The sequence below is a fragment of the Actinocorallia aurantiaca genome, assembly GCF_039533685.1.
In the GTDB taxonomy this organism is placed as follows: Bacteria; Actinomycetota; Actinomycetes; order Streptosporangiales; family Streptosporangiaceae; genus Actinocorallia; species Actinocorallia aurantiaca.
In genome coordinates, this window is the sequence record NZ_BAAATZ010000017.1 from 15,599 (window position 1) to 31,289 (window position 15,691).

The window sequence follows — 15,691 nt, forward strand, 5'->3', positions numbered from 1 at the left end:
GCCCCTTCCCCGCGGCGGGCCGCCGCCTCCGGGCGGCCGACGGCGCCCGGAACGCCGGGCGGTCGAGACGACTGCGTCCCCCGCCCGGCTCTCCCGGCGGCGCGGGGCGTGAACGGAGCCGCGCCCGGCGTGCGCTCGCGGGACGGTCCCGGTCAGGACAGGCGGTCCACCAGGCCCCAGGAGAGCGCGGTCCCGGCGTCCAGTTCCAGGCCGGTGAGGGCCAGGTACAGGGTGCGCCAGCGGCCGATGCGGCGGGGCAGGCCCACGGTGCCGCCGGCGCCGGGGATCAGGCCCATGGCGATCTCGGGCAGGCGGAAGGTGGTGCCGGGGGCCGCGATCAGGGTGCGGGCGAACGACGGGAGCTCGACTCCCGCGCCGACGCAGGTGCCGTGGACCCGGACGGTGACGCGGTCGCGCAGGCGGTGCAGGGGCAGGGCCGCGCCGGCGCGGGTGCGGACGAGGTGGGCGGTGGTGAGGTCGGGGGCGGTCCCGAACTCGGCCAGGTCGCCGCCGGAGCAGAACACCGGGCCCGCGCCGTCCAGGAGGACCCGGCGGACCGACGGGTCCGCCTCGGCGAGGGCCAGCCCCTCCACCAGGGCGTCGCGCAGGAGGCGGCCGTAGGCGTTGCGGCGCTCGGGGCGGTTGAGCGTCAGGCGCAGGGTGTCGCCGTCGCGGGAGACCAGCACCGGGTCCGTCACCTCGGGCGGGGCGTTGACCGTCCCCCGTCCGGCGAGCCATCCGGAGAACTCCGGCCCGGCCAGCAGCGTGGAGTAGGCGAAGGACTCCACGTCCAGGGCCTCGGCGACGGGCAGGGCGGCGGACGCGCGCAGCACCCCGCCGAGGACGAAGGCGGCCCGCGGGTTGGCGGCCGCCGCCTCCCACAGCCGGCCCAGCGCGGCCTTGGGATCCTCGACGCCGACGTACGGGCGGGGCAGGGACCGGCCGGACGTGATCAGGGTGAGGTCGAGGTAGGCCGACAGGGTCCGGGCCGCCTCCGGCAGGTCCGTCCCTTCGTGGACGCCCACCAGCAGCCGGTCGTGTGACCTGGCGCGCTCGACGGCGCGGGAGAGGACCGCGGTGGACGGAACGGCGCCGAGCTCGACCCCGACGAGGGGGTCGACCGGCGCCGCGTCCGGGCCCAGGACGGGGGCGTGGGCCGCGCCGTCGGCCAGATCGGCGACCGACAGCAGGACAGGGCCGTTCATCCGTGCTCCGCCATTGCCGGTCCTCCAGGGGTCGTGAGTGTATCGTCGGGCCATGCGGAGCAGCCGATGACCGCACGGGCCGCCGCCTGGGCGCGCAGCGGGGCGGTGGCGCTGACCGGCCGTCCCGGCGGACCGCCGCTCGTGCCTCCCGGCGCCGCCGCCGAGCGGGCCGCCGAGCTGTGGGCGCTGCTGGCCGACCTCACCGCGCGAGGAGGCCGTCCGGTACGGGTGGACGGGCCCCGGCTGCTGTCGGAGCGTGCCGCCTACACCCGCCACTCCCGGCGCGGGCCGATCTCCGCGGGGGGAGGCAGCCGGCTGCTGCCGACCGCCGACGGCTGGGCCGCGGTCTCCTGCGCCCGCCCCGACGATCCCAGCCTACTCTCCGCGCTGGCCTTCGCCGAGCCCGGCGAGGAGGTGTGGACGGCGCTCGGCCGCTGGCTGGCCGGGCATTCCGGGGCGGAACTCGCCGAACGCGCCGCCCTGCTGGGCGTCGCCGCGGGACCCGTCAGCCGCCCGGCAAGGCCTCGCGTTCCCTCCCCCGCCGCGCCCCGCCCGCTCGAAGGCGCGCTGGTGGTCGACTTCAGCGCCCTGTGGGCGGGCCCGCTGTGCGCCCACCTGCTGGGCCTGGCCGGAGCCCGGATCGTCAAGGTCGAGACGCCGGCCCGCCCCGACGGGGCCCGCCGGGGCGACCGGGCCTTCTACGACCTGCTGCACTCCGGGCACAGGTCGGTCGTCCTGGACCCGGATACGCCGTCCGGCCGCCGCGCCCTGGCCGGACTGGTGGGCGCCGCCGACATCGTGATCGAGGCCTCCCGCCCCCGGGCGCTGGCCAGGTGGGGCCTGGACGCCGGGGAGGCGGTGGCCTCGGGGAAGACCTGGGTGTCCATCACCGCGTACGGCCGCGCGCGGGACAGGATCGGCTTCGGCGACGACGTCGCCGCCTGCGCAGGGCTGCTCGCCTGGGACGGGGCCGGGCCGGTCTTCTGCGGCGACGCCCTCGCCGACCCGCTCACCGGGCTGACCGCCGCCGTCCTCGCCGCCACCGCCCCGGCCGACGGCTCGGGCGTCCTGTGGGAGCTGTCGATGGCCGACGTGATCGCCCAGACCCTCCCGGAGGTGCCTCCCGTTCCGAGCACCGCCGCGCGGGCGACCGGCGGCGGCTGGATCGTCGACACCGACGAGGGCCCCGTTCCCGTCGCCGTCCCCGCCCCGCGTCGCGGGGCTTCGCCCGCGCCCGCCCCGGACAGCGGAGCGGACACCTCCGACGTCCTGCGCGAGCTGGGCATCCCGCTCCCCTGAACCGCTCCGCCGGGAAGGATCTCCTTTGCCGGACGGTACGGCGACCCCCGGCGTGCTGAAGTTACCGTCCGGTCCGGTATGAATCTGACATGGCAGAAACGTCCGACCAAGGGGTCACGGGCGACCCCCACTGGAACCTCACCCCCTTGCCCGCCGACCGCGGCGCCCCCGACCTCCCCCGGCTGGCCGAGGCGCTCCGCGAGTTCAACGACCTGATGACCGGGGCGGTCGCTCCCCCCGACCTGGTCAAGGAGATGCTCCGCCAGGTCGAGGCCTTCAACTCCGAGCTCCGCGCCCACCAGGTGCCCGAACGCGACCAGATCATCGGCCGCATCGACGTCCCCGGCCGCGCCCAGGGCCTCATCCCCGTGGTGCACACCGACTCCTCCGGGCCGGACCATCTCCACGGGCGCGTCAGGTTCGGCCGCTACTACCTGGGCCGCAACGGCGCCGTCTACGGCGGCGCGATCCCCCTGCTCTTCGACTCGCTCCTGGGGCGCGTCTCCAACGGCGGCGGCCGCCTCCCCTCCCGCACGGCCTACCTCCACGTCGACTACCGCAGCATCACCCCCATCGGGACCGACCTCCGGTTCGAGGCCCGCTTCGTCCGCGAGGAGGGCCGCAAACGCTTCATCGAGGGCGCCCTCTACAACGGCGATACCCTCTGCGCCGAAGCCGAGGGCCTCTTCATCACCCTCAGGCCCGGCCAGGCCTGACCGAGAACCCGGGCTCCGGCCTCAGGAACCCGTGAGGAGGCGGCGCGGGTTGTCGACGAGCATCGTGGTGATCTGCCGCTCGGTCACGCCCTTCTCCCGCAGGTAGGGCAGGACGTCCTGCTCGATGTGCAGGTAGTGCCACTGGGGGAGGAACGGCAGGACGTTCGGGTCGATCCAGTCGATGTAGCAGGAGGCGTCGTGGGAGAGCACCATGCTCTCGGCGTAGCCCCGGCGACACATCTCGACCACGGTGTCGGCGCGGGCCTCGAAGGTGGTGTCGAGGTTCAGGCCGAAGCGGTCCATGCCGAGCAGGAAGCCGGCGTCGGCGAGTTCGGCCAGGTGGTCGCAGTCGGACGTGTCGCCGCTGTGGCCGAGGACGATCCGCCGGGGGTCGGCGCCCTCCTCGTCGCACAGCACCCGCTTGGCCTCCAGGCCCGTCCGGCTGTTCGGGTGGGTGTGCACGGTGACGGGGGCGCCCGTCCGCCGGTGGGCGCCCGCGACGGCCCGCATCACCCGTTCGACGCCCGGCGTCATCCCCTGCTCGTCGATGGCGCACTTGAGCATGCCGGCCTTCACGCCGGTGTCCGCGATCCCCTCGGTGAGGTCCTGGACGAACATGTCGGTCATCGGATCGGGGACGTCCATTCCCAGGGCCTTGTTCAGCCCAGGCCCCCGGTAGCGGAAGAAGAACGGGACGTCGTCGTAGGTGTAGAGGCCGGTGGCCACGACGATGTTCAGCTCCGGCACCTGCTCGGCGACCCGCTTGATCCGGGGGATGCAGCGGCCCAGCCCGACGACGGTCGGGTCGATGATGGTGCGCACTCCCAGGGCGGCCAGCGCCCCCAGCCGCTCCACCGCGTCGGCGACCCGCTCGTCCTCGCTCCCCCACTCCCCCGGGTAGTTGGCCTGCACGTCGGCGTCGAGCGTGAAGATGTGCTCGTGGACGTACGTACGTCCCAGGTCGGCCTCGTCGACGGGACCGAGGACCGTGTTCACCTGCGCCATGCGTGGAGCTCCTCATCGTACGGCGGACCGCCGGGACGGAGGTCTCGTGCGGTCTGCCGTTCTACCACCGTGCCCGCCCCTCCCACCAGGGGCGTCAGTCTGTCGAGGAGTGCTCGTCCGGCAGCGCCAGACGCCCCGTCCTGCGCTGCCCGTCCAGTTCCCTGATGGCCTGGAGCAGGGCTTCGCCGAAGACTTCCTTCTCTCCGCGCTCGAGCATGGTCTCCAGCGCGTCGCGCAGCGCCGCGGCATCCCCGACGAGCGCCTGCGCGGCCCGCAGCGCCCCATAGGTGTGCTCGGCGTTCGCCGGGTTGATCCGTCCCAGCAGATCCACGACGGCCAGATACCGGTCCACGAACTCACGTTCGGCCGCGGTCAGAGCAGGCATCGAGCGACGGTCCTCCTTGGGCTCAGCGGTCGTCGGCCACGCCTTCCACGGTAAACGCCGCCGGGATCGGAGGAATCTCTTTTCCGGGCATGGCCGCGTCGCGGGTCAGGAGTCCTTGGCGCGGCGGCCGGGGAGCCTCAGGGTGAGGAGCCTGGCCCGGGGGGCGACGCGGGCGGCGAGGCCGAACAGGGCCTCGGTGCGGGTGCGGTCGGCGTCCAGGTGGGTGAAGAGGTTGACGCCCAGATAGAAGGTGATGGCGGCGTACGCCAGGTCGCGCGGCGGCATCAGCTTGGCGAGGGGGGAGCCGCCGATCACGCGCTCGAGGGTCTGCTCGACGAACTCGATCCAGGGCTCGGCCCGGTCCACGATCTCCTTGCGCAGTTCGGGACGGGCGATGCTGGCGCCGACCAGTTCGGTGAACAGGGTGATGTGGCCGCCTTCGAGGTCGGTGCGGTAGATGGCGGTCGCGGCCTCCACGAGCTCCTCGAGGGTGCGCGCCTCCTCCGCCGCCTTCCGGTGCGCGGCCATCCGGGCCTCGGACGAGCGGTCGAGCGCGGCCAGCAGCAGGGGGTCGACTCCGCCGAAGTGGTAGAAGACCAGCGCCGAGTTGCAGCCCGCGGCCTTGGCGATCGTGCGGGCGCTGGTGCCCGCGTACCCCTCGGTGCGCAGGGTGTGCGCGGCCGCCTCGAGGAGGCGTTCCTTCGTCTCCGCGCTGTTCTGTTTGCTCACGTTCCCCCTTCGGCCTTGACAATCCCGCCCATCATACGGTTTAACCACTTGATTAAAACAAACGATTAAACCGAGTGATGAACGAGGTGCCCCCCATGGTCGTTCCCGACCCCGAACGGCGACGAACCGCCCGGCGGACCCTGCTGGGCGTCGTGGCCGCGCTGTTCGCCGCGATGCTCGCCTACAAGGTCCTCGAAGCCGGACGGCTGGAGCAGACCGCGCTGTTCTACGTCGGGATCCCCGCGCTCATCGCGCTCACCGTCGTGGCCACGGCCCGGCCGCGCAGCGCACTCGGCACGATCATGGCCACCATCACCGTCGGGCTCGCGCTGGCCGGGCCGCTGCTGGACGAGGGGGTCGTCTGCCTGGTCGTCGCGGCCCCGCTGTTCTACCTGTGCGGCGCGATCCTGGGCGTCTTCGTCGACGAGGTCCGCGGCGGGCTGAAGGTCATGCTGGTCGTCCCGCTGCTGCTCGGCCTCGAAGGCACGGCCGTCTCCCTCCCCCGGGCGAACGAGGTGACGGTCACCCGGACCGCGCCGGCCGGAACCGATCTGGAGCACGCCCTGGCCGCCGCGCCGGACTTCGCCCCGGTGCGCTCCCGGTTCCTGCGGCTCAGATTCCCCCGGCCGGTGCGCTCCGAAGGAACCGGTCTCGCGCCCGGCGCCACCCGGCACATCGATTTCACCCCGCGCACCTCCCTGGGCCTCCGATCCCGGCCCACGCCCCGCTCGATGGACCTCACGGTCGTGCGGTACGAGCCCGGCCTCGCGGTCTTCGCCGTCACCCGGGACACCACGCTGGCCCGCTGGCTCGACCTCACCGAGGCCGAGTTCCGCTGGCAGGGGACCCGGCTGAGCGTGACCCTCCGGTACCGGCGGACGTTCGACCCCGCCTGGTACTTCGGCCCCGTCCAGCGTCACGGCATGCGCGAAGCCGCCGCCTACCTCGCCGAGACCTTCACCGGAAGCGCCGAAGCGTGACCGATCCGGCACTGGTGCGCGGCGTCGGCCTGTTCGTCCCGATCCTCATCACCGCGGCGATGCTCCGGCACCGGCCTCCCGGGCGGGCGGAGACGGCCGCGCTCGTCCTCGGCGTCTGCTGGAACGCGCTGGCGCTGTCCCTGGTCAACCTTCTCGCGCTGCGTGCCGGATGGTGGTCGTTCGCCGCCGAGGGCGGAACCGTCGCCGGGATGCCGGTCGACCTTCTGCTCGGCTGGGCGGTCCTGTGGGGCGGTGTCGCGGTGCTGGCCCTGCGCCACAACCTGCCGCTCCCTCTGGTGGCGGGTCTCGCGGTGTGGATCGACCTCGCGGTGATGCCGCTGGGCGGACCCGTCCTGATCCTGGGCGACTCCTGGCTGACCGGGGAGGCCCTCGCCGTCGCCGTCTCCCTGGTGCCCGGTCTCCTCCTGGCCCGCTGGACCCTCGAGGACCGCCGCCTCGTCGCGAGGGCGGTGTCGCAGGCCGTACTGGCGACGGGCCTCATGGTCGTCCTGCCGGTTCTGCCGAGCCGGGTGCTCGACCATCCCGGCTGGGCGCTCGGCCTGGTGGCCCAACTGCTGCTCGTACCCGCGGCTCTGTCAGCCGCCGCCGTCCACGAGTTCGCCTGTTCCGGCCGGGGCACGCCGCTGCCCTACGACCCGCCGATCCGTCTGGTGACGACCGGTCCCTACGCTTACGTTCGCAATCCGATGCAGCTCGGGATGACGCTCACCTACCTGCTCCTGGCGCTCCTCGACCCGGTCTTCCTTCTGGGAGCCGTCGTGGCCGTGTCCTATGGGCTGGGCCTCGCGGCCTGGCACGAGGACGCTCAGCTCCGCGTCCTGCACGGTCCTGAGTGGAGTCGCTACCGCTCGTCCGTCCGGCCCTGGCTGCCGACGATCCGCCCTTACCCTGGCATACCGCCCGCCGCCATCTGGATCGCGAACGACTGCGACCGCTGCGACCCGGTCGCCTCCTGGATCCGCCGCCGCTCCCCCGTGGCCCTGACCGTCCTCCCCGCCGAGACCCACCCCTCGGGTCTGCGCCGGATGACCTACGAACGGGCCGACGGCCTCCGCGCCGAGGGCGTCGCCGCCTGGGCTCGAGCGACCGGTCACCTCGCTCTCGGCTGGGCCCTTCTCGGCTGGATCCTCCTGCTGCCCGGTCTCAGCCACTTCGCCCAGTTGTGCGCGGACGCCTTCGGCGCGGGCCCGTCTCTCGAGCCCGCGCGGAATCCCGCGCTTCGCGGGTCAGTCCGCCGGGTTCCCGCCTCGGGTGACGATGTCCGCGCGCAGCGGGGTGAGGGCGGAGGCGATCTCGCCGATGGTCTCCTCGGGGACGCCCAGGGACGCGAGGGTGGCGGCGAGGTGGCCGACGACGGCGTCGAAGTGCCGGCCCTCGAGGTTCAGGCGCGCGTGCGCGGCACCGAGGTCGCGGCCCTCGTACAGTTCCGGGCCGCCCAGGGCGGCGGTGATGAACGCCCGCTGGTGGGATCTGAGGCGGGCGAGGTCCGTCCCGGCGAAGAAACCCTTGAGCTCCGGGTCGCCCAGGACTCTCACGTAGAAGTCGTCGACCGCGGCGCCGACCGCCGCCGGCCCTCCGATCTCGTCGTAAATGCTCATTCCCACCCTGCTTCCCGTCGGTCACGGCCGTCGGACCGAACGTAAGAGGTCTCCGTTGAACGGAGACCGCCCTCGCGGAACGCCCTTGCAACGCTCTGTGCACAGCCTCCTTCCGGGCGCGGTGAGTTTCAAGGGGGTCGAAAGGGACTTCTGGTGGCTAACATCGGACGCGTGGAAGATCGACCGATGTCCCTCTCCGGGGAATACGTGCAGGACTGGGCGCTGGTCGACGTGGAGACGTCGGGGCTGCGGCCCGGACGCGACAGGGTGCTCTCGCTCGCGGTGATGACGGTCGACCGCAACTGGCGGGAGGTCAGGCGCTACACCACACTGCTGGACCCGGGCGTCGACCCGGGGCCGGTGCACATCCACGGGCTGACGGCCGAGCGGCTGCGCGGGGCGCCGACGTTCGACAAGGTGGCCTCCCGCGTGGCCGAGATGCTGCACGGAAGGGTCCTCGTGGCGCACAACGCCCCGTTCGACTACGACTTCCTGGCCGGGGAGTTCGCCCGCGCGGCGGTCGTCATGCCGGTGCGGCGGCGGCTGTGCACGCTCGAGCTCAACCGCAGGCTCGTCCCGCCGACCCCCGACCTCCAGCTCACCACCCTCGTCGACTACTACGACGTCACCCGGTACCAGGCGCACGACGCGCTCGGCGACACGCTGATGCTCTCGGGGGTGTTCCGCCGCTCGCTGGAGTCGGCGGCCCGGCTGGGGATGGAGCTGCCGTTCACGGCATGCCCGCCCCGGCAGACCTCCCGGTACCCGGTGAGCATCCCCAAGGCCCGCTGCCCCTACCGCAACCCCGGCAGGCTGGACTCTGCGCTCGTCCAGGGCATGAAGGTCGCCTTCACCGGCGACACCGAGCTCCCCCGCCTGGAGCTGGCCACCCGCGCCGCCGCCGCGGGCCTGAACGTGATGGGCAACGTCAGCCGCCACACCAGCGTCCTGGTCGCCAACGAGTCCTTCCGCACGACGGGCAAGGCCGAGAAGGCACTCGCCGCGGGAGTCCCCGTCATCGACGAGCCCCTGTTCCTCAGGCTGCTCGAGGAGGTCAAGCCGGGCGAGCCGGCCTGACGTCCTCCCCGGCAATCGGGGCTTCAGTCCCAGCTGTCGCCCCAGCCCCACAGGTCGGGGAGCCTCCAGTCCTGCTCCTCCTGGACGCCGAACCCGCCGCGGAAGAAGAGCATCGGAAGTCCGTGGGAGGGGGTCTCCAGCTCCAGCACCCGGCCGATCACCACGTCGTGGTCGCCCGCGACGGTCACCTGGTGGACCTCGGCGTGGACGCGCATCAGCACCCCGGGCAGCGAGGGGGTGCCCCACCTCGACACCTCCCACTCCAGGCCCTCGTACTTGGCGCCCCTGCTGGAGCCGAACCTGGAGCACAGGTCCTGCTGCTCCTCGCCGAGCACGTTCACCGCGAACCGTCCGGCCTCCCGGATCCTCGGCCACGTGCGACCGCGGTGGTCCGCGCAGAAGAGCACCAGCGGCGGCTCCAGGGAGACGGACGCGAACGACTGGCAGGCGAAGCCCACGGGTTCGTCCTCGTGCAAGCCGGTGATGATGGTCACGCCGCTGGCGAAACTGCCCATCGCACGGCGCATCTCCAGCGGAGTGGGCCCTGAGGTCTCGGGGCCGGTGTTGACCTGGGTGCTCATGAATCGACGGTAAGGCCCCAGATCGCGAAAGCCAATTCTTTCTCCCATTGAATGGAAGAAAGCACCCTCTCCCAGCTTTCCGGCGGGCCGTCCGCCCCGGTCTCGGCGGCCGGGACGAGGAGGAGCCCGCCCCGCCGCCACCAGCACCCGAAGGGCATTAACCTGCATGAAATGTCCGCCTCCGTACCGCAGACCCCCTGGGAGGCGATCTCCCGGCCGGGTTTTCTCCTCGGCTCGTGGCCTTGGCGATCGGCCGGCCACCTGTTCTCCAGCATGCTCTTGGCCGCTCCGTTCAGCGCGGCGGCGACGTTCGCGGCGGTGGAGGCCGCACACGGACGCGGTGTCCTCCCGCTCATCGCGGCAGCCGCCTTGTTCACCTCGGTCGGGCCACTGGCCGCGGTGCCGCTGGCGCGGTGGGAGCGCAGGCGGCTGCGGCTGGTGGACCTCCGGCCGATCCTCTCCGGGCATCGGGAACCGCGCGACGCGGGCCTGCCGCGCCGGCTGCTCGCCCGCTACGGCGAGGCCGCGACCTGGCGCGAGCTGGGATACCTGGGGGTGCTGGCCGTCACGGCGCCGGCGGCGGCCGTCGTGCCCCTTCTCATCCTGCTCTGGGCTCTCTCTGCGCTCGTAGGGCTGGTGATGGTGCTGTCGGGCGAGACCCCGGTGACCCTCCTCGTGGTCGAGGTCGAGACGCTCACCGAGTCCCTCGCCTACGCGCTCGGCGCCGGGGCTGCGCTGCTCGCCCTGCCGTACCTGGTGGCCTTCCTGGCGGGACTGCACGTGCGCGCCGCGCGGGTCCTCCTGGGCGAAGGCCGCGGCGGGGGGCTGCGGAGCGAACTGGTGGAGGTGGCCCGGTCGCGGGCCCGGCTCGTGAACGCCTTCGAGGCCGAGCGGCGCCGCATCGAACGGGACCTGCACGACGGGGCGCAGCAGAGCCTCCTCGGGCTCACCCTGCAGCTCGGGCTGGCCCGCCTGGACATCCCTCCGGACTCGCCCGCCGCCGAACGCGTCGAGACCGCCCACCGTCAGGCCAAGGAGCTGATGTCGGAGCTGCGCGAACTCGTCCACGGCATCCACCCCCGCGTCCTCACCGACCGGGGGCTGCCCGGCGCGCTCGGCGAGCTCGCCGACAGGTCCCCGCTGCGCGTGGCGGTCGACGCCGCGCTCCCCGGGCGTCCGCCGGACTCCGTGGAGGCGACCGCCTACTTCGTGGCGGCCGAGGCGCTGGCCAACGCGGCCAAGCACGGCGGCGGCACCCGGGCCGCCGTGCGCGCGTGGTGGCGGGACGGCCTGCTGACCCTCGAGGTCGAGGACGACGGGAGAGGCGGAGCCGACCCCTCTGCGGGGACGGGACTGACCGGCCTGGCCGACCGGGTGGCCGTGATCGACGGCAGAATGCTGCTCGCCAGCCCTTCCGGCGGGCCGACGACCCTACGCGTGGAGTTTCCTTGCACACTGGAGCATCCCCCGTCCGAGTAGTCCTCGCCGAGGACGGCGTCCTGCTGCGCGAAGGGCTGGCCGGCCTGCTCGGCCGCTTCGGGTTCGAGGTCGTCGCGGCGGTGGGCGACGCCGAGGCGCTCGTGGAGGCCGTCACGGCGCACGGCCCCGACCTCGTCGTCACCGACATCCGCATGCCCCCGTCCCACACGGACGAGGGTCTGCGGGCCGCCGCGGCCCTGCGCCGGGAACGCCCGGACCTGGCGGTGGTCGCGCTCAGCCAGTACGTGGAGCTGAGCTACGCCGGCGACCTCCTCGACTCGGCCGACGGACGCCGCGTCGGCTACCTGCTCAAGGACAGGATCGTGGACGTCGAGGAGTTCGCGGCCCTCCTGCGGCAGGTGGTGGGCGGCGGCACCGTGATCGACCCCAAGGTCGTCCGCCAGATGCTGCGGCGCCGGGACGACCCGCTGTCGGCCCTGTCGCCGCGGGAGCAGGAGGTCCTCGCCCTGATCGCGGAGGGATGCTCCAACGCGGCCATAGGCGCCCGCCTGTTCATCTCCGAGGCGACCGTCGGCAAGCACATCGGCAACCTCTTCACCAAGCTCGGCCTGCCCGAGGCCGTCGACGTCCACCGCCGCGTCCAGGCCGTCCTGGCCTACCTGCGCGCCGGACGCCCCCTGCCGCCCGCCGCGCGCTGAGCCGCCGGACCGGCCTCCAGGCGGCCGGTGGCCACCAGCCATCCCACCACCGCGGCGAGCGGCACGATGGAGATCCACATGAGCTCGGCGGTGCCGGTCCGCGCGTCCAGCAGGTGGGCCGTCAGCAGGGACAGCACCATGTTGTTCCCGCAGTGGGCGAGGCTGACGACCCAGATGTTCCCGCTGCGCAGCCACAACCAGGCCAGGACGTACTCCTGCAGGACGAAGGAGACGGTCCAGGACGCGAGGCCGAAGCCGATGTCGTCGAATTCGATGTACCCGACGAAGGCCAGGGGGAAGTGCCAGACCGCCCAGATCAGCCCGGTCGTCAGGATCGACAGGTGCGTGCGGCCCGGGAACAGGCGCGGCCGCAGATAACCCGTCCAGCCGAACTCCTCTCCCCCGTACAGGGGCGCCAGGAGGAGGACCGCCACCGCCAGGATCAGCAGCGTGATCCAGCCCGGAACGCCGGACGCCAGGCCGTCGAGCTCCGAGAGGGCCGGCGCCTCGACCCCCAGGACCACGGCGGTCAGCACGGTCGCGGCCACCAGGACGAACGGCCCCGCCCAGGCGATCAGATACCACGACCGGGATTCGCGCAGGCGCGGCGCGAGTCCCGCGTCCGCGAACCCCTCTCCCGTCACCCAGCGCCTGGCTATGAGCGCCGCCACGGCGGGGGCGAACGCGAAAGGCAGCTGGAGCAGCGGGTCGAGGGCGGAGAGCCCGAGGAGGAGGTGGCCGGTCGCCAGCCACGCCCAGGCGGGCACGAAGGCGATCGCGAGGAAGACGGCCACGCCCCGCCCCGTCGTGGTCCTCACCCAAGGGGCGAAATCGCTAAAAGCCGGAAAAGTCATGTGGAAGATTCCACTCCCGCGCACCCCCTCCCCACGAGATGGCGGAGGCCCGTCTCCGGGTAGTGCCCGCCCTACCCCTCCAGGTCGGGCCCGGGGGTCTTGACATGAAGGACGTCAGCCGCCGCACTGGTCGCCGACGAGCCCTCCTCGGGACGGGCGAGAGCGGAAAGGCGCACGCCGTCGGCGGGCCCGCGTTCCTCAGGCGTCCGAGGAGATCCGGCTCGGCGAGCCCGCCCGGCGCCTCACGGCGCGGGCGGCTCGCGGTGCAGGCGGGCGGCGACCTGGTCGGCCAGCAGCGGGTCGGACAGGCCGCGCCGCCACACCTCCTCGGCCTCGCCGTCCCTGCCGCGCAGCGGGAGGGTCCGGGCCAGCAGCTCGACGGCGAGCGGGGCGACGTCCGGGGCGTTCGTGGAGTCCATCGCGGCGGTGAACGCGCTGATCGCCTGCTCCAGATGGGTCAGGCCCATCGCCACGGCCAGGCGGGCGTAGGCGTACCCCTCCGGGGGCGTGGCGCGCAGGGCCGCGGCCAGGACCTGCTGGGCGCGGGCCGTCTGGCCCTGCTCCAGCAGCCGCTGCGCCAGGTCGTGCGCGGCGACCGGCGTGTACTGCTCGTCGCCGGTGGCCACGACCTTCTCCCACCAGCCGACCGCGGTCTCCAGCTCGCCGTCGTCGTCGGCGAGCTGGGCCAGCGCCAGGCAGGCCGCGGGAAGGTAGGCCGGGTGCTCCGAGGAGACCACCAGGTGCCATGCCTCCTCGGCCGCCCCCCTGTCCCCGGCCCGCTCGCACGCCAGCGCCAGGTGGTAGGCGGCACGGGGGCCGTACTCGGGGTCGCCCGTCTCGATCGCCGTCCAGTCGGCGTCACGCGCCGCGTCGTGCTCGCCGAGCTCCTCCAGGACCACCGCCAGCCCCAGCGCCGCCTGGGCGCGGCCGGAGGGCGCGGGATCGTCCAGCGCCTCGGCGAACAGTTCGGCGGCTGCGGGCAGGTCACCGGACTCCGCCAGCAGGCGGGCCTGAGCCAGGGTCATGGCGGAGGGGCCTCCTTCGAGAAGTGATCTAGACCCTACTGAAAAGGGCCGCGCCGTCGAGAGACGACACGGCCCTTTCCGGGACGAAGTCCAGTTCCCTCGTCAAGCGACCCGGACCGCCAGTCCTTCCCGCCCGGAGCCGGCGAACTCCGCCCGGAGCCGTTCGCCGTCCACCGCGAAGGCCCGCAGGTCGAGGATCACCGGCACCGCGGCCCCCTGCCTCCCCCGAAGGGCCACCAGGCTGATCCGCGTCGCCCCGCCCCGCTCGTCACAGAAGACCGTGACCTCCCTCAGCTCCTCCCAGGAGAGCGACCGGGCGACCGCCGGTCCCGGACGGTAGCGGAACCCCCGCTCGCCGAACTCCAGGAAGGGTCGGCTCAGCGCGGCCAGGACGATCACCGGCAGGCTCACCGCGCCGACCGCCATGACGAAGACGAAGACCGCGTACTCCAGCACGCCTGCCCCCTCCGCCGGCCACATCGCGGGGACGGCCACGGGCCCGACGGCGCCGACGCCCACCACTTCCACCGCCGCGAAGACCAGCAGTACCCGGCTCCTCCTTCCCCGGATGAGGGTCAACGGTGGCCGCGGCGCATCTGCTCCGCCTCCTCGTAGAGGCTCTCGGCCAGCTTGTGGGCGTTCTCGAGTACCTCGCCGAACGATTCGACCTGCATGCCGGTGGCCTCGGCCAGCCCGTCGAGGCGGACGCTCGTCGCGGCGGCGAGCGCCGCGTTGATGGCCTCCAGAACACTCGCGGCCAGCCCTTGGGCGTCGGGGTTGCGGTAGACCCGCGGGTTGATCTCCAGCCCCACGATCTGGCCGGTGGCGATCGCCGTCGCGACGACCATGTCGTCTTTGGACCGCCCCTGCACCGTCTTCTCGGCGATCTGCCGGCCCATCTGGACCATCGCCTCGCGGGTGCGATAGGCGTCTTCTTCGGCGAAGGAATCCATGGATGTCGCTCTCTGTCTCAGGAGGTGATGAGCCGGAAGCTCTTGACGTTCGACAGGTCCGGCATGGCGGGGCTCTTGATCTTTTCGAGCTGCCGGCCCTCGGACAGTTCCTTGAGATCGTCGAGCGTCTCCTTCCAGGAGTCGGCCCGGTCCTCGGAATTCTGGCGGGAGGCGACGAGCCATGCGATCAGTCCGCCGATGAGGGCGCCGATCCCGCCGATCACGGCCGTCCAGGCCGCGGGCGCGATGGCGGCTTCCGCAGGAGGGAAGAGCAGCCCCGCGACGAGGGCGGCTCCCGCTCCGAAGAGCACTCCCATGATCGAGATGCACACGTTCTCGATCTTCCGCTGTGTCGCCTTCTTGTCGTCGTCCAAGCCCTTCTTGACGTCCTCGAGCAGCTTCTTCACCTCCTGCATCGCGGCCTGCTGGGCCTCCATCACGTCGGCCACCGACGAGGTGTAGGTGAGGAACTCCGGCGGCGCCTGCCAGGCCTGGAGCACCAGCGTGACCTGCTGCTCGAACTCCGACAGCCGAAAGGTCATGCCGTCGGCGGCCTTCTGCCATTCGTCGATCGCTCCGTCGAGGAGAACCGGCTCAGGCGAGAGCAGCGGATCGGCGAGCGTCGAAGGCTGCGGTTTCCCGACCAATTGCGCCGAGAAGTCGAGCAGTTCCATCCCCTGCAGGCCGAGAAGCTTCTTGAAATCTCCGAGGCTCATGACATCGCCTCTTCCAGATTGCGATAGTGCGAGGATATTTTCTGCAGCGCGCCCGCCGTCTCGTCAAGGCCCTCGAAGGTCGCCTTCAACTGGCCGTGCACCGCCGTCCGGGTCTTCTCGTAGACCGGCATCACCTTCGGGCCGACCGGATTGCTTCCGAACGCCTTCGGGTCCAGCGGCACCGCGGCAAGGTGGCTCTGCGCGTTGAACACCGACTGCGCGATAGTCGGAAAATGGCTCGTACTAAGCGTGTGGAGCCGTTCGATGGCGACTTTAACGTCACTGCTGGGAGCCATGTCTCCCTCTCCTGGAGTTCTTCATACGGTTCTCGCGGAACCCTAGAACACAGGACGGTCGATCATGGGGTGAATGATCACGACGACCCGAACGGAGTTGACCGGACCCGGTC

18 protein-coding genes are annotated in these 15,691 nt (G+C 72.5%); 7 read left to right on the plus strand and 11 right to left on the minus strand.

Annotation, left to right across the window (positions count from 1 at the left end):
* Positions 1–152: 152 nt before the first annotated feature.
* The gene (locus tag ABD327_RS21020; protein ID WP_344452260.1) at positions 153–1,205 is read right to left on the minus strand and encodes an enoyl-CoA hydratase/isomerase family protein; all 1,053 of its coding nucleotides are present in this window, start codon (positions 1,203–1,205) and stop codon (positions 153–155) included.
* Between the two features lie 66 nt (positions 1,206–1,271).
* On the opposite strand from ABD327_RS21020, the gene ABD327_RS21025 reads away from it, so the two are divergent.
* Both ABD327_RS21025 and ABD327_RS21030 read left to right on the plus strand, forming a co-directional pair.
* The gene (locus ABD327_RS21025) at positions 1,272–2,504 is read left to right on the plus strand and encodes a CoA transferase (protein WP_344452261.1); all 1,233 of its coding nucleotides are present in this window, start codon (positions 1,272–1,274) and stop codon (positions 2,502–2,504) included.
* Between the two features lie 89 nt (positions 2,505–2,593).
* Positions 2,594–3,220: a PaaI family thioesterase gene (locus tag ABD327_RS21030; RefSeq protein ID WP_344452262.1), complete on the plus strand. Its 627-nt coding sequence runs from the start codon at positions 2,594–2,596 to the stop codon at positions 3,218–3,220.
* Between the two features lie 21 nt (positions 3,221–3,241).
* Here the strand turns inward: ABD327_RS21030 and ABD327_RS21035 are convergent, their stop codons facing one another.
* The 3 genes from ABD327_RS21035 to ABD327_RS21045 form a co-directional block, all read right to left on the minus strand.
* Complete coding sequence (locus ABD327_RS21035) at positions 3,242–4,225, minus strand: phosphotriesterase family protein (RefSeq protein WP_344452263.1); 984 nt, start codon at positions 4,223–4,225, stop codon at positions 3,242–3,244.
* 94 nt (positions 4,226–4,319) lie between these two features.
* Positions 4,320–4,610 (minus strand): hypothetical protein, encoded by a 291-nt coding sequence (locus ABD327_RS21040; protein WP_344452264.1) that lies wholly within the window; start codon positions 4,608–4,610, stop codon positions 4,320–4,322.
* A 105-nt stretch (positions 4,611–4,715) separates the two neighbouring features.
* Positions 4,716–5,339, minus strand: a complete 624-nt coding sequence (locus tag ABD327_RS21045; RefSeq protein WP_344452265.1) for a TetR/AcrR family transcriptional regulator — start codon at positions 5,337–5,339, stop codon at positions 4,716–4,718.
* Positions 5,340–5,434: 95 nt separating this feature from the next.
* Here ABD327_RS21045 and ABD327_RS21050 point away from each other — a divergent pair, with 95 nt between their 5' ends.
* The 3 genes from ABD327_RS21050 (at position 5,435) to ABD327_RS21060 (ending at position 9,015) form a co-directional block, all read left to right on the plus strand.
* Positions 5,435–6,319 (plus strand): hypothetical protein, encoded by an 885-nt coding sequence (locus tag ABD327_RS21050; RefSeq protein ID WP_344452266.1) that lies wholly within the window; start codon positions 5,435–5,437, stop codon positions 6,317–6,319.
* Entirely contained in the window at positions 6,316–7,983 is a 1,668-nt protein-coding gene (locus ABD327_RS21055) for a methyltransferase family protein (protein WP_344452267.1), read from the plus strand. Before ABD327_RS21050 ends, ABD327_RS21055 begins: the two co-directional genes overlap by 4 nt.
* 126 nt (positions 7,984–8,109) lie before the next feature.
* Positions 8,110–9,015 carry an exonuclease domain-containing protein gene (locus ABD327_RS21060; RefSeq protein ID WP_344452268.1) on the plus strand — a complete coding sequence of 302 codons (906 nt, stop codon included), beginning with the start codon at positions 8,110–8,112 and terminating at the stop codon, positions 9,013–9,015.
* A 23-nt stretch (positions 9,016–9,038) separates the two neighbouring features.
* Here ABD327_RS21060 and ABD327_RS21065 read toward each other — a convergent pair whose 3' ends face one another.
* A complete protein-coding gene (locus ABD327_RS21065) occupies positions 9,039–9,596 on the minus strand; it encodes a flavin reductase family protein (protein ID WP_344452269.1) in 558 nt (185 codons plus the stop codon).
* A gap of 171 nt (positions 9,597–9,767) precedes the next feature.
* Here ABD327_RS21065 and ABD327_RS21070 point away from each other — a divergent pair, with 171 nt between their 5' ends.
* Positions 9,768–11,075: a sensor histidine kinase gene (locus ABD327_RS21070; protein ID WP_344452271.1), complete on the plus strand. Its 1,308-nt coding sequence runs from the start codon at positions 9,768–9,770 to the stop codon at positions 11,073–11,075.
* The gene (locus ABD327_RS21075; RefSeq protein ID WP_344452272.1) at positions 11,045–11,734 is read left to right on the plus strand and encodes a response regulator transcription factor; all 690 of its coding nucleotides are present in this window, start codon (positions 11,045–11,047) and stop codon (positions 11,732–11,734) included. Before ABD327_RS21070 ends, ABD327_RS21075 begins: the two co-directional genes overlap by 31 nt.
* On the opposite strand, the gene ABD327_RS21080 is transcribed toward ABD327_RS21075, so the two are convergent.
* The 6 genes from ABD327_RS21080 to ABD327_RS21105 form a co-directional block, all read right to left on the minus strand.
* On the minus strand, positions 11,692–12,552 hold the full coding sequence (locus ABD327_RS21080; protein ID WP_344452273.1) for a CPBP family glutamic-type intramembrane protease: 861 nt from the start codon (positions 12,550–12,552) through the stop codon (positions 11,692–11,694). The genes ABD327_RS21075 and ABD327_RS21080 overlap by 43 nt on opposite strands.
* Before the next feature lie 278 nt (positions 12,553–12,830).
* Positions 12,831–13,613 carry a tetratricopeptide repeat protein gene (locus ABD327_RS21085; RefSeq protein ID WP_344452275.1) on the minus strand — a complete coding sequence of 261 codons (783 nt, stop codon included), beginning with the start codon at positions 13,611–13,613 and terminating at the stop codon, positions 12,831–12,833.
* A gap of 102 nt (positions 13,614–13,715) precedes the next feature.
* Positions 13,716–14,192 carry a hypothetical protein gene (locus tag ABD327_RS21090; protein WP_344452276.1) on the minus strand — a complete coding sequence of 159 codons (477 nt, stop codon included), beginning with the start codon at positions 14,190–14,192 and terminating at the stop codon, positions 13,716–13,718.
* The gene (locus ABD327_RS21095; protein ID WP_344452277.1) at positions 14,189–14,566 is read right to left on the minus strand and encodes a YbaB/EbfC family nucleoid-associated protein; all 378 of its coding nucleotides are present in this window, start codon (positions 14,564–14,566) and stop codon (positions 14,189–14,191) included. Before ABD327_RS21095 ends, ABD327_RS21090 begins: the two co-directional genes overlap by 4 nt.
* 17 nt (positions 14,567–14,583) lie before the next feature.
* Positions 14,584–15,282 (minus strand): hypothetical protein, encoded by a 699-nt coding sequence (locus ABD327_RS21100; RefSeq protein WP_344452278.1) that lies wholly within the window; start codon positions 15,280–15,282, stop codon positions 14,584–14,586.
* Positions 15,279–15,578 (minus strand): hypothetical protein, encoded by a 300-nt coding sequence (locus ABD327_RS21105; RefSeq protein WP_344452279.1) that lies wholly within the window; start codon positions 15,576–15,578, stop codon positions 15,279–15,281. The genes ABD327_RS21100 and ABD327_RS21105 overlap by 4 nt, the downstream gene beginning before the upstream one ends.
* Positions 15,579–15,691: the final 113 nt, after the last annotated feature.